Here is a 26,734-nt window from a genome sequence, read left to right as displayed (position 1 = left end):
CGCGGTCCGGACGGGACTCGAACCCGCGACCCCATGCGTGACAGGCATGTATTCTAACCAGCTGAACTACCGGACCAAATTTTAAATGTTGTTAAAGAACTATTCGAGATTACTCTCTTATTTCTGGCGGTCTGGACGGGACTCGAACCCGCGACCCCATGCGTGACAGGCATGTATTCTAACCAGCTGAACTACCAGACCGTTTACCTTCTCTCTTGAAGGTGTGCAAATATAGCGTTTATTTCTTTATTTGCTAATATTATTTTAAAAAAAACTAGTCTACGGCTCCGTCTTTCATCTTTTCTGCATTCTCAGCGAACTGTAATGCGTCGATAATCGGCTGAATATCACCGTCCAAAATAGCTGGTAAATTGTATGTTGTCATTCCAATACGGTGCTCTGTAAATCTTCCCTGAGGGTAGTTATAAGTACGAATTTTTGCAGAACGGTCACCGGTTGAGACTAAAGTTTTTCTTTTTGCTGCAATATCGCCGTTCTTTTTGTTCAATTCGATCTCGTAAAGTTTAGTACGGAGCATTTCCATTGCCAATTCACGGTTCGCTAATTGAGAACGTTCTACTTGACATACCACTACAATACCAGAAGGTTTGTGAGTCAACTGTACTTTTGTTTCTACCTTATTGACGTTCTGACCACCGGCACCACCTGAACGTGACGTATGCATCTCAACATCTCCTGGGTTGATGTCAACATCCACTTCTTCAGCTTCTGGAAGAACAGCAACAGATGCCGCAGAAGTATGGACACGACCTTGCGTTTCTGTATCAGGAACACGTTGTACACGGTGTACACCTGATTCGTATTTCAATTGCCCGTAAGTATCTTCACCCATTACTTTCAAGATTACCTCTTTATAGCCACCAGAAGTTCCTTCCGTTACATCCATAACCTCAACTTTCCAGCCTTTGGTTTCAAAGAATCGGGTATACATACGGTATAAATCACCTGCAAATAATGCCGCTTCATCACCACCAGTACCACCACGAATCTCTAAAATTGCATTTTTGTCATCTTCCGGATCTTTCGGAATCAGCATCATGCGGATTTCATCTTCCTTCTCTTCTTTTGCAACTAATAATTCATCAAGTTCTTCTTTCGCCATATCGCGAAGTTCTTGATCTTTCTCATTGCTGATAATATCTTTATTGGTATCGATATTGCTTACCATATTTCTGTAAATATGGTACTGATCTACGATTTTGCCTAAATCTTTGTATTCTTTATTTAATTTGGCAAAACGCTTCATATCTTTGATGGTCTCTGGATTGCTTAATTCAGCCTCCACTTCTTCCCATCTTTCTTTTATCGCCTGTAATTTTTCTAACATAATTCACATTATTCAAACCCTGCGACATGCGCAAGAGCTTTTAAGCTTACAAAAGTAAAGAAATTTTGTCGATTTAATAATAGTTCTATTGCTTAATGTGAAGAAACTGCCTTCAAGCCTACAATAGATGCGATAAGAGTGAAAATGAAGAATATGCGCCAAAAATCTGCAGGTTCTTTAAAGAAGAAGATTCCGATTAAAACTGTTCCTACGGCACCAATTCCTGTCCAAACTGCATACGCAGTACCGAGCGGTAATGTTTGCGTTGCTTTGATTAGTAAACCCATGCTTAAAAACAGGGAAAGGACAAATCCGAAATACCAAAGATACATGGCAGAACCTTCGCTTTGTTTTGCCTTTCCTAAGCAGGTGGTAAACCCAATTTCAAATAATCCACCTAAAATTAATAATATCCAATTCATAGCCTTTTTTTTTGCAAAGATGGATACAATTAGCGTAATTATTTTTTACTAATGTTAAAAAATTACCTAATGTTGGCGCGGATACGGCTTAGGGTGACTTGGGAAATTCCTAAATAGGAGGCAATGTAACCTAATTTGATACGGTTGATATAAGTGGGGTATTTGTCTAGCAGATCCATATATCTACTTTGTGCAGTATTGAAAAGTTTGGACATCGCTCTCTGTTCAATTTTAATAAATTCGTACTCCGCAATTTTTCTCCCTAAGTTAGCAATGCGAATATTTTCTTCATACAACCTGAAAAGGGCTGGAGAGTTTATTTTAAATAAAGTAGCATCTTCTACAATAGCAATGTTTTCATATCCAGGCTCATTTCGGGCGTAGGTATTGATCGACATCAGCATACAGCCTGCATCATTAAAATCAAGGGTGATTTCTCTATTAGGAACTTCATAATAGACGCGTGCTAATCCTGATGATAGGATGTAGATATCATGTTGCAGTTTGTCCTGTTGTATAATGATGGTATTCCGAGGGATATGGACTTCGGTCGTAATAGCTTCTATAGCCTCAATATCCTCAGCTTCTAAGGGGTAGTAACTCAAAAGGCAATCGCGTAAACTTTTTTTTATTTCGACCATTTTTCAAGTTTTAGTTTATGACCATCCCAGACTGCATAGGTCTGGTAATTCATCCATTCACCTAAGTTTATCACTCGGCTCTGATCCGAAAGTTTAATGTCATAAGGTAAATGACGATGTCCGAAAATGTAGAAATCATGGTGCTGCTTGGCTTCCATTTCTTTTGCATAACCAATGAGCCATTCCTGATCTTCACCTAAAAAATGCTCATCTTCATTATTAGCAAGTCGACTGTGTTTTGACCAGCGTGTGGCAATGCCGATTCCTAAATTTGGGTGCAATCTTGCAAATAGCCATTGACAGGTCTTACTTCGGAAGAATTTTTTTAAGATTTTATATTTACGATCTCCCGCACCTAAGCCATCACCATGATGGAGATAAAAAGATTTTTGATCTCGGTTTATGAGTAGTTCGTCATCGACAATAGTTGCTTGCAGTTCGTTTTTAAAATAATCGAACATCCACATGTCATGATTTCCTTTAAAGATGGTTAATTTGACTCCCTTATCCACCAATTCTGCCAGTTTTCCTAGAAAACGAATATATCCTTTTGGTACAACGGTACTGTATTCAAACCAAAAGTCAAAAATATCACCGACTAAATATAATTCAGCAACATCATCTTTAATATGATCAAGCCAAGATATAATTAGACGTTCCCTTTCTTTGGATTTACTTTGTGGATAAGATCCCAAATGAAAATCCGAAGCGAAATAGATATTTTTTCCTGTTGACATGTGGTCAAAACTACCTAAATCACTTCGGATTTCAAACTTCGATAAATTTGTTTTTTACAATTCTAATTTTTAATGGAAATAACATCCATTAAAAATTACCATCAGCGTTTTTCTTTAAGCTGTTTGATGAATGGTGCTAAATATGCTTTTGCTTCGGAATCCAATGATTCAATTGATTTATCCAATTTTGAAGGAGCGATTTTTTTTATGGCCAGCAATGATGCACTTAATACAGCATAGGATTGTTCTTTTAGACCTTTTTCAATAATAGGCAAGTATTTACGATTACCGCTATTTCCTAATGCGACCAATGCTGAAGCTCTTACTTTCGTTTTGGGATCCTGTTGCGCCATGGAGATAATTTTTGCTTCAGCACTATTTTTAACGGATGGGTCTGTTAAATCCAATCCTTGAATTGCAGCAGCTCTAAGATCTTCTTCTTTGTCGTTTAATGCTTCTATTAACAATTTTGTTGTTTCCGTATTTTTATTGTGTAAGGCATATCCAATTGCTTTAATACGGTTATAATAGGTCGGTACATTTTGATATTGATACGTATAGTCGGACATTGTTTTATTATCGATGACTTCACCAACCAATATTTTAGCAGGATCAAAATCGATAAAATCAGGCTTTTGTTCAAAAGGAAAACTAAATTCCTGTGCTCGCTGATTAATAAGAATACTTTTAGTCTCTTTTCCATTTGCCGTATAAAAATCGATGCTTAAAGGTAAAGTGAACGTTTGCACGCTGACATCCTGCATCTGCTTAATGGCTAATTTCTGCGTCCCATTTTCATAAGTATATTGGATATTTAAAATAGGATGACCGCCTTGATAATACCATTGATTGAAATATGGACTCCAATCTTTACCTGTTATTTCTTCCATAGCAAGTCGAAGCTGGTGCGTTTCTCCTGTTTTATGGGCATTGTCTGTTAAATATTTTTGTAACGATTTATAGAAAGCAGCATCTCCCATCTGATTTTTTAATGCATAGAGAATTACCGATCCTTTTGAATAGGAAATATTATCAAACATATCTTCTTTATCGTTATAATGAAAGCGTGCTAAGGTAGGGCTTATTCCATTTTTGGTCGATCTTAAATAACTTTGCAGTTTTTCAAACCGAGATTTATCTTCTTTATCTTGTCCGCCATCATGACCGCGCCATATCACCTCTCCAAATGTTGCAAAAGATTCATTCATGGTCAGATTTGACCATGATTCGGCTGTTACTAAATCACCGAACCATTGATGAAATAGCTCATGGGCAATAGTTCCTTCCTCATTATCATCTAGTAATTCCCGTGTTGTCTTTTGTACCGGTTCACCATGTAAAGTTGCGGTTGTATTTTCCATAGCTCCCGATACATAGTCTCGCGCAACTACTTGGGCATATTTATTCCAGGGATATTCTACACCTAAAATTTGACTGTAGTAAGCCATCATTGCTGGTGTTTTCCCGAATATATCTTTCGCATATGGAGCGTATTTTGGTTCGAGGTAATAATCTACCGGAATGGATTTGTAGTGATCATTTGTTATTTTGAAATCACCAACGGCCATCATAAATAAGTATGGAGCATGAGCTTGGGTCATTTCCCAAGTATCTGTTCGGGTACCATCCGTATTTTTATGCTGTGCTGTTAACGCTCCATTAGAAAGGGTTGTATAGTGGTCCTGCACCGTAATGGAGATTTCAGAAGTAGTTTTTTGATTTGGTTTATCTATGGTAGGAAACCAGGCCGAAGAGGCCTCCGTTTCACCCTGTGTCCATATCTGGATCGGTTTATTTGGAACTTTTCCATCCGGGTTGATAAAATACAATCCTTTTGCATCGGAAATTGCCGCACTGCCTTTGGCTTTTAATTCATCTGGTTTAGAAGTGTAGGCTATATAAATGGTGTATTTCTCGGTCCCTTGAAATGGTTTTCCTAAGTTAATGAATAGCGATTCGCCATCATAATCATATTTGAGTGGTGTTTTTTGATTACCTTCTTGTAATGCAATCTCTTTTATGTCCATCCCCTTGGCATCTAAGCGTAAAGAGTCGGTCGGATAGAAGTGAGGTTTTAGCGTCAACCATTCTTCTCCATATAGGTAGCGTTTTCCGTAATCAAATTTTACATTCAGTTTAGTATGGACCAAATCATTGATTTTAGTCTCTGTGGCCCGGTATTGATTGATCGGTAACGCTTGATTAGGTTGTGCAAATACTGTTGTTAAGTTGGCAGCAGTTAGTACACTTAGCGTTAAAAATATTTTATGAATCATTCGATGTTAATTTATACTTAGGCAATTTGCGATATTTTCTGTAGTAAACGAATTTTGTTGAAAAAATGTTTGCCTAATCTAATTATTTAAGCGACGCTGAAACACGTTATAATTTATTAAATTTGTTTATAACCTCATTTGAAAAAAACATGAATAAAAAACTGAGTTTAATTTTAACAGTAATAGCTATGTCGTCCGTACATCTTGGAAACGCACAAGAATTGAAATATCCAGAAACAAAAAAAGGTCAGGTAGTTGATCAGTTCTTTGGCGAATCAGTGCCAGATCCTTACCGTTGGTTGGAAAATGACTTAGCAGCGGATACAAAATCTTGGGTTGTTGCGCAAAATAAAGTGACGTATGATTATTTAGCTCAGATTCCATATCGCGATCAGCTGAAACAACAATTGACAGATATTTGGAATTATGAGAAAGTTGGAACTCCTTTTATAGAGGGTGCTTATACTTATTTTTATAAAAATGATGGTTTGCAGCAACACGCCGTTCTATATAGAAAATCAAATAAAGGTGGAAAGGAAGAGGTCTTTTTAGATCCAAATACATTTTCTAAAGATGGATCAACTTCTTTGTCAGATGTAAGTTTTTCAAAAGACGGTAGTTTGATGGCTTATTCTATTTCAGAAGGAGGCTCGGATTGGAGAAAAGTAATTATTTTGAATACTGCTGATAAAAAACAAATTGGTGAGACGTTAATTGATATCAAATTCTCAGGTATTGCCTGGAAGGGGAATACTGGATTTTATTACTCCAGCTATGATAAACCGAAAGGCTCAGAATTATCGGAGAAAACAGATCAGCATAAAGTTTATTTTCATCAACTAGGTACCGCTCAGGCAAAAGATAAAATGATTTTCGGTGGAGCTGCTGTTCAACGCCGTTATATCGGTGCCAACTTAACGGATGATGAGCGGTTTTTAATCATTTCTGCCGCAAATACAACGACCGGCAATGAATTGTATGTACAGGATTTATCTAAGCCTGGAAGTAAGATTATCAACGTCTTAAGTGGATTTGACAGTAACACAAGTATTATTGATAATGATGGCGATACTTTTTATGTGCAAACAAATTTAAATGCACCAAATAATAAATTGGTGAAGATGAACATTCGTCAACCTGAATCGAAGAACTGGATTGATGTTATTCCTCAAACGGAAAATGTTCTTGAAGTTTCGACTGGTGGTGGTTATTTATTTGCTAATTATCTTAAAGACGCAATCTCAGTTATTGAGCAATACGATTATACAGGTAAAAAAATCCGTGAGATCAAATTACCGGGTGTAGGAACTGCTGCAGGTTTCTCCGGGAAGAAAAAGGAAAAAACAATCTATTACGGTTTTTCAAATTACATCACCCCATCTACAAGTTTTACATTTAATGTAGACAATGGACAATCTGAGGTTTATATTAAACCTAAAGTGAAGTTCAATTCAGATGAGTTTGAATCTAAACAGGTTTTCTACACATCAAAAGATGGAACAAAAGTTCCAATGATCATCACGCACAAAAAGGGATTGAAGCTGGATGGTAAAAATCCGACTATTGTTTATGGTTATGGTGGTTTTAATATCAGTTTGACTCCTGGTTTTAGTGTATCTACAGCCAATTGGATTCAAAATGGCGGCGTATATGCTGTCGCAAACTTACGAGGTGGTGGCGAATATGGTCAAAAATGGCATGATGGTGGCCGTCAGTTTAATAAGCTGAATGTGTTTAACGATTTTATTGCCGCAGCAAAGTATTTACAGAGCAATGGCTATACTTCTCCTGATTATACTGCGCTATCTGGAGGTTCAAATGGAGGATTGCTCGTTGGGGCAACCATTACGTTAGATCCAACTATTGCAAAAGTAGCTTTACCAGCAGTAGGAGTGCTGGATATGTTACGTTACCATACATTTACAGCTGGAGCAGGTTGGGGATATGATTATGGTACTGCTAATGACAGTAAAGAGATGTTTGATTATCTGAAGGGATATTCACCTGTACATAATGTTAAAGAAGGTGTTTGTTATCCTGCGACTTTGGTTACCACCGGAGATCATGATGACCGTGTAGTGCCGGCACATTCTTATAAGTTTGTTTCACAATTACAGGCAAAACAGAAGTGTGATCGTCCTGTTCTTATTCGAATTGAAACAAAAGCGGGTCATGGGGCAGGTCGTTCGACAGAAGTGGTGATTAATGAAACAGCTGATAAATATGCTTTTACCCTGTGGAATATGGGAATTAAAGCACTAAAATAAATATCATTTCAAAGTAAATCCACTCCCGACAAGAGTGGATTTTTTATTAAAAGAGCTACTTTTACTTAAAACAAACTAAGATGAGTACAAAAGCATATGCAGCCTTTTCGGAGGCCGAAGATTTAAAACCACATCAGATTCAACGCCGGGATTTGCAGGATAAGGATGTTTTTATTGATATTGAATATTGTGGTGTTTGCCATAGTGATATTCATACAGCAAGAGCAGAATGGGGACAGCCTCATTACCCTGTAGTTCCTGGTCATGAAATTATTGGACGTGTGTTGGCCGTAGGGCCAAATGTAACAAAATATAAGGTCGGTGACCTTGTTGGTGTAGGCTGTATGGTCGAATCATGCAAGCACTGTAATCCTTGTGATGAAGGGTTGGAGCAGTACTGCGAAAGTGGGATGATTGGCACTTATAACAGTGCTAAATCTAAACATGGTGGTATTACATATGGTGGCTACTCGGAGAATATCGTTGTAGAGGAAGATTTTGTCCTGAGTATCCCGACAACAATTGATGTGAAAGCAGCTGCTCCTTTATTGTGTGCCGGTATTACAACATGGTCGCCTTTGCGTCACTGGAATGTGAAAAAAGGTGATAAAGTTGGTGTTATTGGCCTTGGAGGATTAGGGCATATGGGTGTTAAATTTGCGAAAGCGATGGGTGCACATGTTGTCATGATTACAACTTCTCCAGAAAAGGGTGAAGATGCAAAGAAATTAGGTGCTGATGAAGTTTTGATTTCTAAAGATGCGTTACAATTGCAGGCACATGCAAATACGTTTGATTTTTTATTGAATACAATTCCAGTGGGTCATGACGTTAATCCATATTTAAGTCTTTTAAAATTGGATAAAACAATGTGTATTGTAGGAGCTGTAGAGCCATTGCCTGGAGTTCATGGTGGTTTGCTGATCGGTAAGCGTAGACACTTAGCGGGATCGTTGATCGGTGGCATCAAAGAGACGCAGGAAATGTTAGATTTCTGTGGTCAACACCAGATCGTTTCAGATGTTGAGGTTATCAATATTCAAGATATCAATAATGCATACGAACGTATGATTAAATCAGACGTGAAGTACCGTTTTGTAATCGATATGAAATCATTGAAAAACAGTTAATAATTTCTGCGATATCGAAAAGGGTTGAAAATAACTAATTTTCAACCCTTTTTCTATTTAATAATTATGTTCAAGAGTATTATAAATTCCAGGTTGGGATATCACTTTTCATTTTAGCTAGTGTATCCTGATAGTTATCTTGTTCGCCTTCTGTCGCCAGAGATAATGCTTCTTCTTGCCATTTTATAGCATTTATCTTATCTCCTTTTTTATACAATAAATTGGCATAGGTGTCTAAGTATGCACTTTTTACATCTTGCTCTACAGCTCTTTTGCTCCATTTTAAAGCTGCGTCTAAACATGCCGCATCGGTACTGTTTTCAAAAATTTCCCAAGCATAACTATTCAATTGATTTGAATTTAGATCTTCTGATGTTAAATAGCTGTCAACAATATTTGTTAAAGAAGACCAATTACGCGATTGTACATAATACTGTGCCTTCATCAATTTGAAGATTGGGTCAAAATTGATATTTGCGTATTTGTCGGAAATTTCTGTTTTTAAAGCTTCCCAATTAGGTTCTGTATTGAAATCGATTTTAGTTCCTAATACTTCATTGATGGCCACAGTGGCAAGTACACGATTTGCCGCGCCGTTTTTTTCTAATAAAGCATCAATTTTTTCAGGATTATCCCGTAGTAGCTCGAAAGCTTTAGATCGGGATGTGCGTGTGTTTGCCACGAGATAGGCAGCACATTCTTTCGTTAAATTTTCAGGTTTGGTATGGGAGATAATGATATCTTCAGCTTGTGTCACAGTAGCTTCATCATAAGCTGTGTTCGCAGCTCTAACCATTCGGTGCGCTAAGGCTAAATCTGTTGGATTCTCGTTAAACGCTTTTAACAAAGCATAATACTGTGTTTCAGGTTTTAAAGCATCTTTACTCCGCTCAATGAATTCATCAGCATCGCCACCTCCGACCATACGGTGCACAAGTTCACCTTGAGGATTGAAAATTAAGAAGGTAGGATATGCGGCAATTTTGTAGTCTTTACCGAACCGTTCGGCTTCTTCATACCATGCTTTCACTTCTTCACTATCCTTGTCCGTTTTATCCATTTGGATTTTGGCGTTAACAAATTTAGAATTGAAGAAATCTCCCACTTTTGTTTGTGGAAATACACTAGCACTCATGTATTTACAAGGACCACACCAGGTAGTAAACAAATCCACAAAGATAAATTTGTTTTCTTTTTTTGCTTTTTCTTTAATTTGGCTCCAGTTCAATCCGTGCTCAAATGTTATTCCTTTTTCTTGACCTATAACGGCAAAGGGTAAAATAAGGAGGAATAATAATATCTTTTTCATAACCAGTCTCTAAGAAGTTGCTCACTTAATCATTTCTTGAAATTAAAGTTATGTAATAAAATTGTAAAAAAAATAGGTTACAGAAATTTATTTCTGTAACCTATTTGTAGAATGGTGCTTTTTATAAGCCTAGATCTTCATTTTGGACTTTAAGCCTTTTTGAATTCCGTCTTTATGAACTAAAAGTGATGTTGTTTTGTAACGAACAAACTCTTTTGTTACATACAAGTAACCTTTATAATCGTTTGTCACACCCCAAGAGTTTTTAACGATATAATACTCTTTACCTGTTTGATCTTTGGCTAATCCAACGATGTGCATACCATGATCATCAGTTGTTTGGTAGTTGTCGAAAGCAGTCTGTCTTTGTTCAGCTGTAATTTTAGCCTCAGGTTTTGGTCCAACAAACATTTCTTGTTGTTCTTGTGCGGTCATTTGCTCGAATGGTTTTGCAGGGACATAAGCCACACCATTTTTCCAGCTAAAGCTTTTCTCAGAAACATCTGTTGCCCAAGCTACTGTATAACCATTATTCAATGCATTATCAATGATATCAGTTAGATCATTGATTTGAACATTATAAAAATTATCAAATGACCAGTTATCAGGAATCAATAATACAAATTTATTGTAGTAAGGTTGATCTGTAACAGAGGCAATACCGACATATTCATCAGGGTTGATACCAATTACTTGATCAGCAAATGTACGTGGTGTATAGCTTTTACCTTTGTATTGGAAGTTTTTAGGGACTTCACCTAGGTACGAATCCATTGCAGCAGTGTACGCTTTTTCCCAGTTTGGAGTTAACGTTTTGCTTTTTACAAAAGTAGCTAACATGGCATCCAACATATTGGTCATTTCACCAAAGTTGTTTTTATCAGATCCATAGTGTAGGCCTGTGTACTCTGTTTGTGGCAAAGCACCATAGTGGCGGAACGCATTTAAAACATCATGAAATTGTCCACCTTCGCCTAAAGATAATCCGCCGTGTAAACGCACGTAGTTTTTTGCTTTTCCTAAATAAGTATTACGAGCAGAGAAAATCTGTGAAATTTCTACAGGTTCTTTTCCCATACGGATCATTTCAGACTCGAGGAATGAATTCCCAGAATATGACCAACAGGTACCGGAAGAACCTTGGTTTTTGATCGAAGTATTTTTTAGATTAATGATTTCGGTAAAAGTGAAGCCAGCCTTACTGTTATCATTTTGATTTGTTTTTAAGGCATTGATTAAATTATCCTGAGCCTGTACTACTTGTAATGAAGCTGCAAATAGTGATGCTGCCAATACGAGTGATTTATTCCAATTCATTTTTTAAAAGTTAATGATTTTATGATGCTAAATTAAAAATAAATTCATTTACCATCATGACATTCTTACAATTTGATTGTAATAAAATTGTGCTTAACAAAAAAACGGGGCTTTTAAAGCCCCGTTTTTTATTAATTTTCTATTTTGAGATCTGGTTTTTTAGGAAATACCAATGACGCGACGACACTGATCACCAAAATACTGACGATAATAATCAATGAATGTGATGTTGAAAAACCAATTTGTACCAACCAGTGATGCAGTAACATTTTTAATCCAATGAAGATTAGTAAAAATGCTAATCCTACCTTCAAGTAATGGAATTTGTGAATGATATTAACCAGTAAGAAGAACATAGAACGCAATCCTAATACCGCGAAGATATTAGAGAAAAATACGACGTATGCATCTTTTGTTACCGAGAAGATCGCTGGAATAGAATCTACAGCAAAAATTAAATCGGTAAATTCAATGACCAACAGAACCAAGAATAAAGGTGTCATATATTTGACACCATTTTCAATATGGAAAAAGTGACCACCATCTAATTTAGGCGTTACCTTAAAATATTTAGATGCAAATTTTACCACAGGATGGTTTTGTGGATCCACTTCTTCCTCTTGATTTCTATTTAAGAACATCTTAATACCGGTAATCAATAAGAATCCTCCGAAGATGTATAAGATCCACCCGAATTTTGTAATCAATGCTGCTCCTAAGAAGATGAATATGAAACGCATTAATACGGCTCCAATTACGCCCCATACCAATACTTTATGGTAGTAACGCTCTGGAATACCAAAAGATGAAAATAAGAGCACCATAACGAAGATATTATCGACAGATAGGGCATATTCTACTACATAGCCTGTTATAAATTCGAGGGCTAAGTTATTATTGTATAACGCAATACTTCCTTCCAGATCTCCAGGTATGATTTTAACGTCATGCAGATGAGCTTTGATGACTTGTTGCAGATGATCTAGATCTTGAATGTTGTGTAATTCATGGCCATAGTGACGTAATACCCAGTAGAAGCCTAATGCTAATAATACCCAGATAATACTCATGATGGCGGCACTTTTTAGGGATACAGTTTTGTCTCCTTTTGAAAACACTCCTAAATCGATCGCTAACATTAAAATAATGAAGATTAAAAATCCTCCAAAAAACATGATCTCGTGACTCATTTTCTATTTTTTTCTTTCAGTTGTAAATTTGACAAGTTGTAGTAACCCTGTTTTATATTCATTATCAGGAAATTCATCTAATATTTTAAAAGCATCTTTTTGGTAATCCAACATTTTTTCTGTTGCATATTCCAATCCACCACTTTGTCTTACAAACGCGATGACTTCTGCTACTTTTTTATTGTCATCACTATGGTTTTTTACCAGATTGATGATTCTTCTTTTTTCTGATTTGTCCGCTTGACTCAATGCATATATCAGTGGCAGAGTCATTTTTTTCTCTTTGATATCATTTCCGAGTGGCTTGCCCACATCGTCGATTCCAAAATCAAATAAATCATCTTTTATTTGAAAGGCGATACCTATTTTTTCGCCAAATGCATGTAGTTTCTGAACGGTCGCCGCATCGGCACCAGATGATGATGCTCCACAAGCACAACAGGAAGCAATCAATGAAGCTGTCTTCTGACGGATGACTTCAAAATAGATTGATTCTTCGATATCTAGTTTTCGTGCTTTTTCAATCTGTAATAATTCACCTTCACTCATTTGTTCAACGGCCTCTGAAACAATTTTCAGTAAGTCGTATTCATGATGCTTTACTGAAAGAAGCAATCCTTTGGAAAGTAAAAAATCACCGACTAGAACGGATACTTTATTTTTCCAGAGTGCGTTCACAGAAAAGAAACCTCTTCGTTCATTTGCATTGTCTACAACATCATCATGAACCAATGACGCTGTATGAAGCAACTCAACTAAGGAAGCGCCACGATAGGTGGATTCTTTTATACCGTTGCACAGGCCTGCCGAAAAGAAAACAAACATTGGACGCATCTGTTTTCCTTTGGTTTTCACAATATATCCTGTAATACGATCTAATAGAGGAATTGAGCTTTTCATTGAAGCTTTAAATTCAGTTTCAAAAGTTGCCAATTCCTTGAGGATGGGACGTTGTATTTCTTTTAATTTCAGCATGCAAGATGGTTAAAAACCACTATAATCTCCTTAAATGTCTATAAATATAAGCAATAGATTATAATGAATCTACCGCATTCTCTAATTTTTGGTACCATTCGTCACCATATTCCCGAATCAACGGGTCTTTTAGAAACTTGTATACAGGAACCTGTAGTTCTTTTCCAAAAGTACATGCATCTTTGCAGATGTGCCATCTGTCGTAATGAAGCACATCAAATTCAGGATAAGTTGTCGTACGAATAGGGTATAGGTGACAGGAAATGGGCTTTTTCCAGTTGATATCTCCAAGCTCATATGCTTTCTCAATGGCACATTTTGTGATACCATTTTCCCAAGTAACATATGCACATTCTTTATTACCATCGACACATGGGGTTGTTAAATCTCCGTCCATATCAATGACATGTGTGCCTTGGTCTTCTATGGCTTCTATACCCTTAGCTGTCATGTAAGGTTTTACTTTTGGATATATCTCCGCAAGTATGGCCAGCTCATTTTGTTTTAATGGAGCGCCGGAATCTCCTTCTATACAGCAAATGCCTTTGCATTTGGAAAGATTGCATACGAAATCATTGTTAATCAAATCTTCGTGCACTAATACATTTCCTACTTCTATCATGATATTTTTTATTTTGAATAACTCGCACGTTGTCCGAGTTTATGTTTCAAGCCTTCGGCTTTTAAGAGTTCTAATGTCACAGAACCAATTAAAATGTCTACGTTAGCTTTTACAGGGATACGATTCCCATCATTGGTTACCCAAAGATATAACTTACTGTTTTTCTTGAAAATTCGACCTGGCTTTATTTCAGGACTGAATTTAAGACATTCTAACGATCCTAAATCTGTTTTTATGGTTTCTACACCAATATATTTAATGCCTAATGTGGCGATTTCGTCGTTTAAGAAATAAGTCAATTTAAATGACTCTCCTGGCTTGACAGACGAAAGGTCCAAATTGCGCGCAAAATAGTATGCTGATAGTAAATCAAATGTTTGAGATACTACACTTTTAAAGTCTCCTTTGTTTCCGCTTACTGATCTTGTCTTTTGGTCGAAAGTAACCTTATCATTCCGTCTGTAGCCTCCTTCTCTGATGTTTTCAGTATAATAATAAGGCAGGTAAGTCTTACCATCTATATAGGAGTTGTATTCGTTCTTAACTGTATATAAAGCAAATGCTCCGGCAGTTTTCCCAGTTGCATATAACCGAAATGCCGGTGCCCCGCTACCTGATTTAGTATCTGTTACCGTCAATAGGCCAGTTGCCGCAGATAGAAAACCATACTTTAATTTGTACTCTAATTTTTCTCCGCCTTTAAAAGCGGATTCTTTCAAATGAGGAAGTTCTTGAGCAAATATCTGACCGCAGAAACTGAGCACTAAGAGTATTAACGAGACTAGCTTTTTCATATACGTAAGAATACAAAAATATTTTGAAATTACGAATACCGCTATTTACGTTTAAAGACAGGAACGGTAGAACAAGGTTCTCCATACATGATACTTTTCGCAACTTTTGCCAAGGCAGTAGAGAACTGAACGAAAGCCGATTCCGGAATTTTGATATCTCCACATCCTTTTACAACAACGCGTTGATCAGTATATTCAGACATATCAATTTCGGCTATAGTTTGGGCGTATAGAATACGTTCGAGTTCATCAAGATCTCCAAACACAACAGTCTTTGCAAACGGCTCTAATTTGGTCGCTAACAGCATATATGCCCATGTCTGGACAATAGCATCAGTCGAACATGTAATTGCGACATGTTTGCCTGCATAAGCTGACCAGTCATGTGTTTTTATAAAATCTCTAAAGTCTTTCTCTTTTAAGATCAGGCCATGAAATAGATTGTCTTTAATATCATATTCAACAAGTTCACCTGTTGGCTTGAACTTTGCAAGATCTACAGTGATAATACCACTCTGAGCAACTTTATTTACAATGTCGGTTTGAATATCCATATCAAATAATAAAAAAGCCGGACGATATACTCGTCCGGCTACAAAGTTAATTAAAATTATCTTAAAAGAATTTCACGCGATTGTCAGTGATTTCTGATTTATCTTGTAAAGCTTTGAAAATTGAAGCCCAAGAACGTTGCAGTTTTCCTGCTAAAATTTGTTTTTTCTGAGCATTTAAATCAGGAATCGCAGCAGGGTTAACAAAGCCATTCACTTGAACAGCATATACACCTTGTGCACCTTCAATTGCTTTAGATGGCTTGTTCGGTTGTAAACCAAATACAGTACCTACCACTTTGTTTTCTAAAGAAACTCCAGGGATAACTGGATTTGCCAATACGATATTTTCAACTGCTACTGGAGTTTTACCTAATTTCTGTCCTACCTGATCAAGAGAGCTAGCACCGCTTAAAGCAGCATTCATTTTCTCTGTCAATAGTTTCGCTTTAACTGCATTTTTTACAGCAGGCTCAATATCTTTTTTTACAGTTGCTAAAGGCAGGATACCTTTAGGTTGTACATCTACAAGACGTGCTAATATATACGATTGTTCTGTTTCAAATACACGATCAGAAATATCATCTTTTTTAGCTTCGAATGCCCATTTGATCAATTCTCTTGGAGCTTCATTACCGTCCAATGTATTGTCCATTGCTAAAACACGAGTTGCTGTAGTTGCTTTCAATCCTAATTTTTGAGCTTCTTGAGCAAAGTTTTGTGCTGTAGCTGCAGTTAAGAAAGCATTTGCTTTGCTATGTGCCGTGTTTAGTGTTTCTTTACCACTGATTATCGCTTTATCTACGATGGCAGCTTTAACATATTTTGCAGAGCCAATTTGATTCTCGATTTTGATGATATGTACACCAAATTGTGATTCCACAACTTTAATATCACCTGTTTTTCCGTTGAATACAGCGTTATCAAAAACAGGAACCATTTGTCCACGAGGGAATGTACCAAGTTCACCACCATTTACTTTACTACCTTGGTCAGTACTGAATTGGACAGCTAGTGAAGAGAAGCTTTCTCCTTTCGCTAATAAACCTTTGATTGAGTCTGCTTTTGCTAATGCTTTCTGAACACCACCTTCAGCAGTTGCGTTCAATAAAATGTGACTAGCTTTTACGGAGTCAGGTCCAACAGTCGTTTGTGCTACTTTAGCAATTTCAAATAGACCGTTAGATTCGTAAGGACCAACAATAGTTCCAGCCGGAACATTGAAAAGTACTGAATCCAATGCTGGACTTAATTGACCTTTTTTAACAAAAGTGTAAGGGTATTTATTGTCGGAGTTGATCGATGCAAATAAAGAATCGTTTGTTGAAGCTGCTAATTCAGTTTTCAATCTATTGATAGTCTCTTTTGCATAATCGATATCTTTTGCAGTAGGACGTGCATCTACAACAACATACTCGATAGAGCGAGTTTCTTCTTGATTTTTAAATGAGTTTTTATGCTCATCGTAATATGCTTGATAGTCAGCATCCGTGATTTTAATTTCACTATCCTTAACGCCAGCATAATCCAATAATACATATTTGAAATTTGCTAATTTATTGCGTTGTTGATATTCATCATTAGCTTCTAAAGATGTAACATAAACACTGTTGTTTAATAAGCTTGAGTATTTATTGTTCAAACGTTCTTCCTTTACAGCTGCTAATAACATTTCCCACTGTTGTGCTGCCTGAGGATTACCTGCAGTGTTTAATTGTGAAATGAATGTTAACAATTGGTTACGATTAAATTGACCTGTCTGTGGATCAGTAAAAGCTTGAACGATTTGATTAGAAGGACGATTACCAGTTACTAAATCATTTAATTCATTCTTACCAACCTCTAAGCCGATTTTTTCAATTTCGCTTTTTAGGATTTCTTTTTGCAACAATTGATTCCATACCTGTTGTACAGCATATGATTTCATTTGAGGAGTCAAGTTACCACCCATTTGTTGCTTAAACATTTCTGCTGTTTGATCAACTTGTTGGTTGAATTCTTGGAAATCGATTTTCTCTCCATTTATTTCTGCTACGCGATTTTGGTTTTTAGCCCAAAACGGAGTTCCAGATTTGACAACATCTCCTAATAAAAATGCTAGAATTGCCACAGCCATAGCTCCAGTTAAAATGAAACCAGCTCGGTTGCGCAAAAAGCTCATTAATCCCATAGTCTGTTTATTGTGTTTATTATTGTTTAAATACTTAAAATACCATTATTTAGGAAATAGTATGCCTAAATGCGGTGCAAGATACAATTTTTATAAAAAAAAGAGTAATTATTTCTGATTAAGGGAAACTTATTTCATCCAAATTTGTTTTGAGCAAATTTTATTGACCAAATGAAGGGAACATACTATTGTCTTTTACGAGCATGACACCTGTTGAATTTTGGATATTTATTTTTTTAAAATCCTTATCAGAAGTAAAGGAAGATCCTTGCAGGTTACCTCTATTATCTTTGAAATAGGCCGTTATAGGCATATTATTATAGAAAGATTCTTTGCCTTCATCGTAGATGATTTCATCTGTTTTAATGATTGACCCGTCTGCCATCGTTACGACAACGTTCTTTTTGAAAGTTGTTGTTTTTGCCGCTTCATGCTGAATGGCATAATCCGAGATAATACGTTGTGTTTCTTTAACATCTTTATCATAGAATATGATCTGGATACCTTTAGGAAATTCATACACTTGCGTACTGTCATGTTTAATGCGCATTTCAGGAGCAGTCATCCGTGCTTTTACGATCGTTGAATCGCTATAGATGACGTCCACGTGACGAGAGATATCAACGGCTTCTTCTTTTTTAAGATTAGCGATCCGATCTACTTCTTTTAAATCGGGTTCACAAGCTGTAAAGAAGATTGCCCCTACTGCAATGAGGAGCAGTAGAGGCAATGTATAATGCTTTTTTGAGGCAATTGTATGTGTTGCCATATCAGTCTCTTGATTAATCAATGGAGTTTCTTCTAAACCAACGGTCATTTAAAGTAAAACCAACATTCAAGTTGACGTATCTCTCTCTGATCAAGCTATTGTTCATGGTTCCCATTTGTCCCAGTTCTGCAGAGATATTGATTTTGGAAAATGCACCACTGTAAGGATTTCTTGCTAATGGAAGGCCAACACCAAAGGTAATAGCCATATCATTGATATCCTGTTTGTTGATAAAGTATTGCGTTCTGTTATAACGGAAGCCGATACGGTAATCCATTAAGCTTGTGTATTTAAATGAAGTTGGATCTGGTGTGATTTGTCCACCGATTGCAAATCCATAATTTGTTTTTAAGTTTTCTTCGTTTTTTCTTACCTGAAATTTCGACCAGTCTGCATATTTGAATTCTGCCCCTACTAACCAACGGTTTGTTCTGGCAAAAGTAATACCTACATTATGTTTTAATGGAAGGTTTAAATCTCTTCTTGTTCGCTCAGTTTGACTCACTGTATCCAAAGCGATGTTTGTGTCGTCACTATTGTTTGAGGGTAGCGTACGCGTCACAAAAGATGTCGTGCGGTCATGGATCGCATTATTTAATGATCCCGAATAACCAACTGTTATAGAATATTCTTTATTGATCGTTTTGTAATACTGCGCTCCGTAGTCAAAGCTTACGCCTTGGATTTCACGTTTATCTTGTTGTTGTACGTTCAGACCGTAGTTAAAGGGCAATTCAAGTCGGCTAAAATCATTTAACGTACCAAATAGGTAAGAAATATTAGCTCCGACACTGAAATTCTTCGTGATATTAACACCGTATCCGAAATAAGCTTTTGTTAACCCACCTTCTCCGGTAAATGTTTTTCTGTAATTAACGGTATCTATTTTTTGTATACTGTTTGAGTTGTAACCTAAATCTGAGTATGGTAAAAGACCGATACTGATACCGCCCGCTTTTTTCATTGGGAAGGTCATTGTGATATGACTGAAAGCAAAATCTGCCGTATTATCTGACTTATTTTTCGAACTCAATTGGGTGAAATTTCCATATAGACCGGCATCAAAAGTACTGAATTGGGCGGCAGAGTATGAAGCTGGATTACTAGGATTCGTATTATAAACTGAACCGAAGTAACGGACACCCGTGGATAAGCCACCCATCGCACGATGTTGAGGTAGTAGATCTTCACGCATTTGACCTAAGCCAAATTGTGAATAAGGTGATGCAGACGTCGACTTCTGCGCAAATGCTGCTGACGAGCTGTATAATAAGCCTAAAGTCAATAACACTTGAGGTACTTTACTTGTAATGGAGCTTAAAAAGCGTTTCTGCATGATTATAGATTAAAGTTGCGAAACTTTTATTTTATATAAATAATATATTAAAGTTTTGTGTTTCAAAGATTCTAAAAATATGCGAAAAGATCGGTATAACGGGTTAAAAATCTGTTCAAATTTATATTTTAAGATGATCCTATCAGCATACAAAACTATTTAATTTTTGCGACCTTGTAGAGTTGATTTTGTTAAAAAAGGTTAAACTCCTGATAGCTAAAATTTTAGAAAAACTGAAAATACAGTATTGTTAAAATAATGATTGCGTATACACTCTCAAAAAGCCATTTTTTCTTTGCATGTGTGAAATAATAAGCCATATAAATTGCTAATGGAGGTGCACATAGTAGAAAATGTGTTTCGGTTATTTGCTTGTTCCAATAAAAGGAACCAACTGCTAATAACAACATGAAAAATAAGAGCTGAAATGATTTTCGAATATGTACTACGCTCTTAAAAAAATTATCTTTTAGAATGATGAGAAAAAGTATCAAATTAAATACGATGGGTATAAGTACAAAGTAATCATGAATTTCCATCGTTACTGTTGTTGGAAATGTTTTCGTCAGCGGTAGCCAGATGCTATAAAAATCCTTAAATCTCCCTAACCAGAGGTAAATTACCGCAAGGATAAAATAGATGGTTGCAAAACCCAACAACGGCGAAATCCATTCTCTCCAGTTGAATGGTCTGAAAATGATGAGACTGATCCAAAGTAATAGAAACATGATGATGAAAGGGAAATAGATCAAGCTACCGATAGCTACGATCATGCCCAGGTCAAACATCAGTGCTTTGATATCTTGTTGCCGGTATAAACTTAATAATTTGCTCAGCATCCATACCGATATGAAATTACAGATCAGGGTAGGTGATATAACCAGAAATGGTAAAAACAAACTGGCTAAAGTCAAATACATCAATGCAACAAGAAAACTTGGTTTACCCAACAAGTTGAAATGACCGATGATTCGATTTAGGATGGTCGCTTGAATAATGGTTAATCCTAATGTCACCAGCACATTCATTTGCGGTGATAAGGTATTGATACCGTCTTTTCCGAGTAAATTGCCAAGTGCGGGCTCAAATAGGATAGGAGTCAGGCTTTCGGGCAGATGAATGAATACGCCAAAGCATAAGAAAAATCCTATAAGTATAAGAAGAACGATATTAATGGGCGTGAATTTCCTAAATTGACTGATAATCATGTATGCCTTGTTACAAGTTGTTCTCTACAATATTACTATTTAATTCCGAATTAGGTTGATTAAAACCAACAATGCCATCACATTTTTGATATGATAGCATTGCCTTTTATAAGATGATATTGTAAAATTATTTTTGATTTTGTTTCTTTTCTAATCTTGTTATTTTCCTATCCAGGATAAACAAATAACCAGCTATTCCTAAGAACAAAACGAGCATAACCAAAACAACCACGTATATTTTACCTGAACTTCTTAGTCCGGTCGCCATATCAATTTCGCTTTGTGCAAAGATGTTTAATGTTGTCATGAAGACTAAAGCGATTGATAGTGATAACTTTTTCATATCAATTGTAATAAGATTTTTCAAAAAATTAATTAATTTCATTTTGCTTCTGTTCGATGATACGTAAACGGTAGCGTAAGGTAAACATCCAAGTACCGATCAAAATCCACCCAATGACGGCTGTATAAAATACCGGTCTTAACTGATTGTTCATGTCCAGGTTACTGAAAGCGCTATTTCCTCCGCTTCCTGGGTGCAGTGAATCAGTCAGTTTTGGTAAGATATAAAGCAAAACAATCATAATAGGAAAAGCAAAAATATTATATACGGCAGATATTTTAGCTCTTTTCTGCTCCTCTTCAAGCGCATTTCGTAAGACCAAGTAGGCCAAGTACATCAATGTCGCAATGGCAGATCCATTCAATTTAGGATCATTGGGCCATGCTTCTCCCCAGGTAATATTTGCCCATAGCATACCTGTGGCTAATCCCATAAAACAAAATGTAATCCCGGTATTTACAGCTTCTACCGCCATTAAATCATACTCTTGCTTGCCCGTATTCAAGTACTTGATGCTGTAGATAACAGATATTGTATAAAGGAATAGCATTGCAAACCACATCGGGACATGGAAGTAAATATTTCGGATGGTTTCATGAAGAAGGAATAAAGCAGGTACTGGACCTAGTAGCCCTGCAATGATGACCAATGAAATTAAGACTACTGCCAAAATTTTCCACCAACTTTTTCTCATTTTTATGAATATTTAAAAACTGTAATTGTGCAATTAATCACGCCAAAGGTAAGGAAATAACAATAAAGAAACAGTGATTGTGATGATATTAATTGCAATTAAAACGACGATTTCATTCAAACTTTCTGCTCTATCCATACCCTGCATTGCATTCTGTGACAGCTTAATCAGTACAATAAGCAACGGAATAATAACGGGAAAACTCAGGATGGCCATTAAAGTGCTGTTATTTCCAGCTTTAGAGGTAATACCCGAAACCATAGTGAAAACAGAAGCAAAACTGACACTGCCCAGGATGACTGCACAAAAGTATAAAACGGGATCGCCTAATGGATTTTTAAAAATTACAGAGTAGGTGATGTATGCAACAACGGCCAAAAATGCCATCAAGCACATATTATAAAAGATTTTAGCGAGTATAACTGCTTTCGGGTTTACGATGGAGTAGTAATAAAGTTGGCGTTGTTGGTTTTCTTGTGTGAAACTCTTATTAATGGCATTCACCGATGCGAAGAGCATGATAATCCAAAATAAAGCGTTCCATATCGTAGCATCTACAGATTTGAATGCTTGATAGCAAACAAATACTGTAGATATTACATATAGTAAAATGCTATTGATGGCATATTTGGATCGCCACTCTAGAATAGCATCTTTATAGACTAAAGTTTTTACTTGTTGTAGTAAATTCATACAGCGCAAAGATACAAATGAAATGTAATAAGCTGAATGAATAGTGCAACGAGGAAGTAAATTTTAAAAGGTTTTAGGCTTTATCAACTTTGCTTTTTGCTGTATCGACAGCATCGTCAACGTGATCTGCTAATTTATGAGCAGCGCTATTGGTATTATTCAATGCTTCTCTGCCTACTTCTTTTGCTTTATTTTTTAAAGCATCCACTTCATCAGAAGCTTTATCTTTCAATGATCCAAATCCTTCAGCAGCTTTATTTTTTAAAGCATGTAATTCTTCGGAAGCCTGGTTTGCTAATTTCCGAGCTCTTTTTGCTTCTCTTTTTGATACATCTTTTAGAGAACGAGTCAGATCTTTAATTCCGTCATTAGCACGACTTAATTGTTTCTTGCCATCATCAGTACCTAATAAATACCATGCTGCAGCACCTGCTGCTAAACCTATTAACGCAAATGCAACTAATCCATTTTTATTTTTCATATCGCTCATATTTTAATATACTTCTTTCAACTATGATACCAATTAAACAGTTGATACAGAGAAAAGTTTTAAAAGGGCTTATGAATTAACATTTTTTTACACTTGAATCTTATGTTTGGATTGCAATGAGTACAGGTGATGGTATAGTCCACTACCTTTGCTCATTAATTCGATATGATTTCCTGATTCGGATACCACGCCGTTTTCGATGACCATAATTTGATCCGAGTCTACAATAGTAGACAATCGATGTGCGATGATAATGGAAGTTCTTCCTTTCATTAATTCTTCAAGTGCTAATTGTACTTGTCTTTCTGATTCGGAATCCAATGATGATGTTGCTTCATCCAGGATAAGGATCGCAGGATCTTTCAATAAAGCGCGCGCAATTGCGATACGTTGACGTTGACCTCCGGATAATTTAACCCCTCTTTCACCTACCAGTGTATCATAGCCCTCCGGGAAATTCATAATAAAATCATGTGCATTTGCACGTTTTGAAGCTGTAATGATATGGTCAGCATCAGCGTCTAGGCGTCCATAAGCAATATTTTCACGAATAGTACCGCCAAAAAGTAAGACGTCTTGTGGAACAATGGCGACTTGATTACGGATATCAGACAATAAATAGTCAGCGCTGCTCATCCCATCATACAGAATCTCTCCGCTGTCAGGTTTGTAAAATTGCAAGACCAATGAAGCAATAGTTGACTTACCGATACCACTCGGGCCGACGATCGCAATTTTTTGTCCAGCTTTCGCATGAAAGGTAATATCTTTTAATATTTCAATATCAGGTCTGCTAGGATAAGAGAAAGATACATGGTTGAAAGTCAGATCACCATGAAAATGTTTACGGATCTCTTTAGAAGATTCATCGATTGTGATACTTTCCTGTTCTTCCTGTAGGATTTCCAGTACGCGTTCGCTTGCTCCCAGAGCTTTCTGAATATTGGCATAGAGTTCTGGAAAACTCCCCATAGATCCAGCAACGAACATCGAATATAGAATGTAAGTGGTCAAATCTCCAACAGACATTTCTCCTAAAAACACTAGAGTAGAACCGTACCAGATCACTGCAATGACAGCACCAAAGATACAGAAGATGATAAAGGAAGCAAATGCACCACGATATGTTGCACCTTTTACCGCTAAGCCAACAACGGCATCTAGTTTATTGGAATATCTGTTTGATTCATAATATTCATTGACAAAAGCTTTAACATTGCTGATTCCCTGTAATGTCTCTTGCACGATGGTGTTAGATTCTGCCAATTTATCTTGAGCCTGACGTGATAGATTTCTGATGAATTTACCAAATACAATAGCTGTTACAACGAGTACTGGCAAAATGCATAAGTTCATTAAAGCTAGCTTTGGTGATACAAAAACTAATAATGCAACACCAAATGCTAAGCTGATACACTGTCTCAAGATTTCAGCTAAAGTAGTTGTCATAGTGTCTTGTATCTGAGCTAAATCTGCAGATAACCTACTGTTGAGTTCACCAACGCGACGATTGGCAAAATACTCCATGGGAAGTGATATCAATTTCTGGTATGAATCCCGGCGAATTGATGCGAGAGATTTTTCTGCAATCTCCACAAATAAGCGAATTCTAAAAAAAGAGACAATGGAAGTAAAAGTGAGGATAACAAAAGCGATGGATCCTATTTCAAAAACATCGGCTGGGAGCCATGTGTAAGTTTGTTTTCCTTCAGAAGCATCAATCATTGCACCTAAAAGTGCTGGGAAAGTCAGCATTGCCAAACTTGAAAGTATCAAGAAAAGCATTCCTAACAAAAACTTGGTTCTAAATGGTTTTAGATACGCTAGTATTTGTGCCGCTCTTTTTAATAATTCCTTATTAAGTTTCGGTTTTGGTAGTTCTTCTTCTTGCTTATTTCCGCTGTTAAATCCTCTTGCCATAGCACCAATCAATTTAATATTGAGACCTGCAAAAGTAACTACTCTTCATTAATCACTTATCATCCTTTAGTAATTTTTTGATTTCGGTATATGAAATAACTCAGAACAGCTAAGATAGCGAGGGCGATATAAAGTAAAATATTTGAACTATTGTCACTTCCTTCTAGATTTTCTATGTCTTTTTTGAGTTTCTCATTCTCTTTTTGCAGCTTATTGATGGTGCCCATGTAAGCAGAAACCTGTTTGTCATATTCCGAAGCTAGATTCTGGAACTTCTGTTTTTCATCATCTTTGATGCTGATGAGTCTACGTGTTTCCAAAAAAATATTGTTGTCAGTGATGACGATATTTTTTAAAATATCTATGGTGCGCTGCATATCATCTTTCGATTTAAAAAGCCCAAATATGGCTGATTTCTTTTCCAGACTTAGATCGTATTCTCCAAATTTTACTTTACGATCTTCAATAAGTTTATTGACACGCATACGTTGTGCCTCAAAGGAAGTTGAGTCTGCATTTTGTGCGCTAACAGCAAAACCTGTCAGAAAGAATAGAAGAAAAGAAAGACTTTTTATAAACTGCATATTCAAATGATATTTTTTTAAAATCTTGGATAAGACAAAAAAAAGGAATAAAAGTTTAATCGCTCGTTTTGTTATTAATTGTGGAATTCGATTCTGATGATATGAGATTCATCATCAAATAATCCTAAGAGCTGACTTGCGTTTGCTTTATTCATAGCGATCTCCAGATAATTACTGATTCCAAACAAACATAGTTTTTCTCCCTCCGTTACCTCATTGTAGTTCCATGATAAATTAGTGATGGTTTCACTTCTTTTAAAATAGAGTGTGAAGCTTCGACCTTTTTGTACACGGTTAAATAATTCCTTGGAGATATTGGTAATTGCATTTCCAAAAGCATCGACATAGACGACATTACCGCGGATGGTATCATTGTCATATATAGGTTGTAACGTAACTTTTTCAACGGTTTGATCTATGGAATTGCCAATCTCCGTTAATTTACCGCCTTTAGCAATGTGACAGGCCGATTTGGTCAAAATATCAGCAAGTGGAAAATGTAAGTATCGAAGATCCTGAATCAAATTAAGTTCAACAAGTTCTTGAGGTTTATCACCATTTAAGAGTAAGCTAAAGATGCCATTGTCAGCACCTACAAAGAAGTGATCATTATACATCATTGCCACGTAACGTGATCCTTCATGAAATAAGGTGTTGATTCCAATGATATGGACTGTTTTTTTTGGGAAATAATGATAAGCATTGGCCAGCACAAAAGCTGCTCTCGGAATATTGAAGGCAGGTATTTCGTGTGTAATATCAACAATTCGAACATCCGGAAGTTCCGATATCAAACTGCCTTTAAGTGCTGCTTGATAGAAATCTTTATGTCCTAAATCTGTTGTTAATGTAATAACTCCCATTCTTCTTAATTACCCTTTATGATATACCCTAGAATTCTTTTTGTTAAGGTTTTAATATATAAACTTAATCCTCAAAATTAAAGTA

Annotated in this window: 25 protein-coding genes and 2 tRNA genes; 2 read left to right on the top strand and 25 right to left on the bottom strand. The window is 36.4% G+C overall.

Annotation, left to right across the window (positions count from 1 at the left end; all coding sequences use genetic code 11):
* Window positions 1-2 precede the first annotated feature (2 nt).
* The 7 genes from EDF66_RS16810 to EDF66_RS16780 form a co-directional block, all read right to left on the bottom strand.
* A tRNA-Asp gene (locus EDF66_RS16810) sits at window positions 3-76 on the bottom strand.
* Window positions 77-124: 48 nt separating this feature from the next.
* Window positions 125-201, bottom strand: a tRNA-Asp gene (locus tag EDF66_RS16805).
* A 73-nt stretch (window positions 202-274) separates the two neighbouring features.
* The gene (gene prfA / locus EDF66_RS16800; protein WP_132772513.1) at window positions 275-1,348 is read right to left on the bottom strand and encodes a peptide chain release factor 1; all 1,074 of its coding nucleotides are present in this window, start codon (window positions 1,346-1,348) and stop codon (window positions 275-277) included.
* Window positions 1,349-1,440: 92 nt separating this feature from the next.
* A complete protein-coding gene (locus EDF66_RS16795) occupies window positions 1,441-1,770 on the bottom strand; it encodes a DMT family transporter (protein WP_021189301.1) in 330 nt (109 codons plus the stop codon).
* 62 nt (window positions 1,771-1,832) lie between these two features.
* Complete coding sequence (locus EDF66_RS16790; protein ID WP_132843880.1) at window positions 1,833-2,411, bottom strand: Crp/Fnr family transcriptional regulator; 579 nt, start codon at window positions 2,409-2,411, stop codon at window positions 1,833-1,835.
* Window positions 2,399-3,148 (bottom strand): UDP-2,3-diacylglucosamine diphosphatase, encoded by a 750-nt coding sequence (locus EDF66_RS16785; protein WP_132772509.1) that lies wholly within the window; start codon window positions 3,146-3,148, stop codon window positions 2,399-2,401. Before EDF66_RS16785 ends, EDF66_RS16790 begins: the two co-directional genes overlap by 13 nt.
* Before the next feature lie 101 nt (window positions 3,149-3,249).
* Window positions 3,250-5,424 carry a M1 family aminopeptidase gene (locus EDF66_RS16780; RefSeq protein WP_132843879.1) on the bottom strand — a complete coding sequence of 725 codons (2,175 nt, stop codon included), beginning with the start codon at window positions 5,422-5,424 and terminating at the stop codon, window positions 3,250-3,252.
* 149 nt (window positions 5,425-5,573) lie between these two features.
* Between EDF66_RS16780 and EDF66_RS16775 the strand changes: the two genes are divergently transcribed.
* Complete coding sequence (locus EDF66_RS16775) at window positions 5,574-7,691, top strand: prolyl oligopeptidase family serine peptidase (RefSeq protein WP_132843877.1); 2,118 nt, start codon at window positions 5,574-5,576, stop codon at window positions 7,689-7,691.
* Between the two features lie 80 nt (window positions 7,692-7,771).
* Window positions 7,772-8,821: an NAD(P)-dependent alcohol dehydrogenase gene (locus tag EDF66_RS16770; RefSeq protein WP_132843876.1), complete on the top strand. Its 1,050-nt coding sequence runs from the start codon at window positions 7,772-7,774 to the stop codon at window positions 8,819-8,821.
* Between the two features lie 79 nt (window positions 8,822-8,900).
* Here the strand turns inward: EDF66_RS16770 and EDF66_RS16765 are convergent, their stop codons facing one another.
* The 18 genes from EDF66_RS16765 to EDF66_RS16680 all read right to left on the bottom strand — a co-directional run bounded on the left by EDF66_RS16765 (window position 8,901) and on the right by EDF66_RS16680 (window position 26,649).
* Window positions 8,901-10,130, bottom strand: coding sequence for a thioredoxin family protein (locus EDF66_RS16765; protein ID WP_132772502.1), 1,230 nt, complete (start codon window positions 10,128-10,130; stop codon window positions 8,901-8,903).
* Between the two features lie 129 nt (window positions 10,131-10,259).
* Entirely contained in the window at window positions 10,260-11,447 is a 1,188-nt protein-coding gene (locus tag EDF66_RS16760) for an aminopeptidase C (protein WP_132843874.1), read from the bottom strand.
* A gap of 131 nt (window positions 11,448-11,578) precedes the next feature.
* The gene (locus tag EDF66_RS16755) at window positions 11,579-12,637 is read right to left on the bottom strand and encodes a TerC/Alx family metal homeostasis membrane protein (RefSeq protein WP_021189307.1); all 1,059 of its coding nucleotides are present in this window, start codon (window positions 12,635-12,637) and stop codon (window positions 11,579-11,581) included.
* 3 nt (window positions 12,638-12,640) lie between these two features.
* Window positions 12,641-13,612, bottom strand: a complete 972-nt coding sequence (locus tag EDF66_RS16750) for a polyprenyl synthetase family protein (RefSeq protein ID WP_132843873.1) — start codon at window positions 13,610-13,612, stop codon at window positions 12,641-12,643.
* Between the two features lie 58 nt (window positions 13,613-13,670).
* Complete coding sequence (locus EDF66_RS16745) at window positions 13,671-14,234, bottom strand: DUF3109 family protein (RefSeq protein WP_021189309.1); 564 nt, start codon at window positions 14,232-14,234, stop codon at window positions 13,671-13,673.
* Between the two features lie 8 nt (window positions 14,235-14,242).
* Window positions 14,243-15,028 (bottom strand): DUF3108 domain-containing protein, encoded by a 786-nt coding sequence (locus EDF66_RS16740; protein WP_132772494.1) that lies wholly within the window; start codon window positions 15,026-15,028, stop codon window positions 14,243-14,245.
* 41 nt (window positions 15,029-15,069) lie between these two features.
* Window positions 15,070-15,582 (bottom strand): DUF2480 family protein, encoded by a 513-nt coding sequence (locus EDF66_RS16735; RefSeq protein ID WP_132843871.1) that lies wholly within the window; start codon window positions 15,580-15,582, stop codon window positions 15,070-15,072.
* A 61-nt stretch (window positions 15,583-15,643) separates the two neighbouring features.
* Window positions 15,644-17,740, bottom strand: a complete 2,097-nt coding sequence (locus tag EDF66_RS16730; RefSeq protein WP_243656070.1) for a peptidylprolyl isomerase — start codon at window positions 17,738-17,740, stop codon at window positions 15,644-15,646.
* Window positions 17,741-17,909: 169 nt separating this feature from the next.
* The gene (lptC, locus tag EDF66_RS16725) at window positions 17,910-18,518 is read right to left on the bottom strand and encodes an LPS export ABC transporter periplasmic protein LptC (RefSeq protein ID WP_132772489.1); all 609 of its coding nucleotides are present in this window, start codon (window positions 18,516-18,518) and stop codon (window positions 17,910-17,912) included.
* Between the two features lie 13 nt (window positions 18,519-18,531).
* Entirely contained in the window at window positions 18,532-19,854 is a 1,323-nt protein-coding gene (locus EDF66_RS16720; protein WP_132843868.1) for a hypothetical protein, read from the bottom strand.
* A gap of 224 nt (window positions 19,855-20,078) precedes the next feature.
* Window positions 20,079-21,062: a DUF6427 family protein gene (locus tag EDF66_RS16715; RefSeq protein WP_021189315.1), complete on the bottom strand. Its 984-nt coding sequence runs from the start codon at window positions 21,060-21,062 to the stop codon at window positions 20,079-20,081.
* 127 nt (window positions 21,063-21,189) lie between these two features.
* Window positions 21,190-21,405 (bottom strand): CcmD family protein, encoded by a 216-nt coding sequence (locus EDF66_RS16710; RefSeq protein WP_132772488.1) that lies wholly within the window; start codon window positions 21,403-21,405, stop codon window positions 21,190-21,192.
* A gap of 28 nt (window positions 21,406-21,433) precedes the next feature.
* Entirely contained in the window at window positions 21,434-22,099 is a 666-nt protein-coding gene (gene ccsA / locus EDF66_RS16705; protein ID WP_132772486.1) for a cytochrome c biogenesis protein, read from the bottom strand.
* 33 nt (window positions 22,100-22,132) lie between these two features.
* A complete protein-coding gene (locus EDF66_RS16700; RefSeq protein ID WP_132843866.1) occupies window positions 22,133-22,792 on the bottom strand; it encodes a heme exporter protein CcmB in 660 nt (219 codons plus the stop codon).
* 73 nt (window positions 22,793-22,865) lie between these two features.
* Complete coding sequence (locus tag EDF66_RS16695) at window positions 22,866-23,273, bottom strand: hypothetical protein (protein WP_031287862.1); 408 nt, start codon at window positions 23,271-23,273, stop codon at window positions 22,866-22,868.
* Window positions 23,274-23,369: 96 nt separating this feature from the next.
* Window positions 23,370-25,202: an ABC transporter ATP-binding protein gene (locus EDF66_RS16690; protein WP_132843865.1), complete on the bottom strand. Its 1,833-nt coding sequence runs from the start codon at window positions 25,200-25,202 to the stop codon at window positions 23,370-23,372.
* Window positions 25,203-25,261: 59 nt separating this feature from the next.
* Entirely contained in the window at window positions 25,262-25,786 is a 525-nt protein-coding gene (locus tag EDF66_RS16685) for a hypothetical protein (RefSeq protein ID WP_132843863.1), read from the bottom strand.
* Window positions 25,787-25,860: 74 nt separating this feature from the next.
* A complete protein-coding gene (locus EDF66_RS16680) occupies window positions 25,861-26,649 on the bottom strand; it encodes an S-adenosyl-l-methionine hydroxide adenosyltransferase family protein (protein ID WP_132843862.1) in 789 nt (262 codons plus the stop codon).
* Between the last annotated feature and the right edge of the window lie 85 nt (window positions 26,650-26,734).

This window comes from Sphingobacterium sp. JUb20, from assembly GCF_004342035.1.
Taxonomy (GTDB): domain Bacteria; phylum Bacteroidota; class Bacteroidia; order Sphingobacteriales; family Sphingobacteriaceae; genus Sphingobacterium; species Sphingobacterium anhuiense.
Note: the sequence above shows the minus strand (reverse complement) of the source record. Positions and strands in the feature narration are given on the sequence as shown.

What these genes read in the sequence shown, in the direction of transcription:
- ccsA (WP_132772486.1), bottom strand. Translation starts at nt 22,099, where the DNA reads ATGAGAAAAAGTTGGTGGAAAATTTTGGCAGTAGTCTTAATTTCATTG.
- EDF66_RS16710 (WP_132772488.1), bottom strand. Translation starts at nt 21,405, where the DNA reads ATGAAAAAGTTATCACTATCAATCGCTTTAGTCTTCATGACAACATTA.
- EDF66_RS16755 (WP_021189307.1), bottom strand. Translation starts at nt 12,637, where the DNA reads ATGAGTCACGAGATCATGTTTTTTGGAGGATTTTTAATCTTCATTATT.
- EDF66_RS16775 (WP_132843877.1), top strand. Translation starts at nt 5,574, where the DNA reads ATGAATAAAAAACTGAGTTTAATTTTAACAGTAATAGCTATGTCGTCC.
- EDF66_RS16745 (WP_021189309.1), bottom strand. Translation starts at nt 14,234, where the DNA reads ATGATAGAAGTAGGAAATGTATTAGTGCACGAAGATTTGATTAACAAT.
- EDF66_RS16760 (WP_132843874.1), bottom strand. Translation starts at nt 11,447, where the DNA reads ATGAATTGGAATAAATCACTCGTATTGGCAGCATCACTATTTGCAGCT.
- EDF66_RS16720 (WP_132843868.1), bottom strand. Translation starts at nt 19,854, where the DNA reads ATGCAGAAACGCTTTTTAAGCTCCATTACAAGTAAAGTACCTCAAGTG.
- EDF66_RS16790 (WP_132843880.1), bottom strand. Translation starts at nt 2,411, where the DNA reads ATGGTCGAAATAAAAAAAAGTTTACGCGATTGCCTTTTGAGTTACTAC.
- EDF66_RS16785 (WP_132772509.1), bottom strand. Translation starts at nt 3,148, where the DNA reads ATGTCAACAGGAAAAAATATCTATTTCGCTTCGGATTTTCATTTGGGA.
- EDF66_RS16680 (WP_132843862.1), bottom strand. Translation starts at nt 26,649, where the DNA reads ATGGGAGTTATTACATTAACAACAGATTTAGGACATAAAGATTTCTAT.
- EDF66_RS16770 (WP_132843876.1), top strand. Translation starts at nt 7,772, where the DNA reads ATGAGTACAAAAGCATATGCAGCCTTTTCGGAGGCCGAAGATTTAAAA.
- EDF66_RS16795 (WP_021189301.1), bottom strand. Translation starts at nt 1,770, where the DNA reads ATGAATTGGATATTATTAATTTTAGGTGGATTATTTGAAATTGGGTTT.
- EDF66_RS16685 (WP_132843863.1), bottom strand. Translation starts at nt 25,786, where the DNA reads ATGCAGTTTATAAAAAGTCTTTCTTTTCTTCTATTCTTTCTGACAGGT.
- EDF66_RS16740 (WP_132772494.1), bottom strand. Translation starts at nt 15,028, where the DNA reads ATGAAAAAGCTAGTCTCGTTAATACTCTTAGTGCTCAGTTTCTGCGGT.
- lptC (WP_132772489.1), bottom strand. Translation starts at nt 18,518, where the DNA reads ATGGCAACACATACAATTGCCTCAAAAAAGCATTATACATTGCCTCTA.
- EDF66_RS16750 (WP_132843873.1), bottom strand. Translation starts at nt 13,612, where the DNA reads ATGCTGAAATTAAAAGAAATACAACGTCCCATCCTCAAGGAATTGGCA.
- EDF66_RS16700 (WP_132843866.1), bottom strand. Translation starts at nt 22,792, where the DNA reads ATGAATTTACTACAACAAGTAAAAACTTTAGTCTATAAAGATGCTATT.
- EDF66_RS16735 (WP_132843871.1), bottom strand. Translation starts at nt 15,582, where the DNA reads ATGGATATTCAAACCGACATTGTAAATAAAGTTGCTCAGAGTGGTATT.
- prfA (WP_132772513.1), bottom strand. Translation starts at nt 1,348, where the DNA reads ATGTTAGAAAAATTACAGGCGATAAAAGAAAGATGGGAAGAAGTGGAG.
- EDF66_RS16730 (WP_243656070.1), bottom strand. Translation starts at nt 17,740, where the DNA reads ATGAGCTTTTTGCGCAACCGAGCTGGTTTCATTTTAACTGGAGCTATG.
- EDF66_RS16695 (WP_031287862.1), bottom strand. Translation starts at nt 23,273, where the DNA reads ATGAAAAATAAAAATGGATTAGTTGCATTTGCGTTAATAGGTTTAGCA.
- EDF66_RS16765 (WP_132772502.1), bottom strand. Translation starts at nt 10,130, where the DNA reads ATGAAAAAGATATTATTATTCCTCCTTATTTTACCCTTTGCCGTTATA.
- EDF66_RS16715 (WP_021189315.1), bottom strand. Translation starts at nt 21,062, where the DNA reads ATGATTATCAGTCAATTTAGGAAATTCACGCCCATTAATATCGTTCTT.
- EDF66_RS16780 (WP_132843879.1), bottom strand. Translation starts at nt 5,424, where the DNA reads ATGATTCATAAAATATTTTTAACGCTAAGTGTACTAACTGCTGCCAAC.
- EDF66_RS16690 (WP_132843865.1), bottom strand. Translation starts at nt 25,202, where the DNA reads ATGGCAAGAGGATTTAACAGCGGAAATAAGCAAGAAGAAGAACTACCA.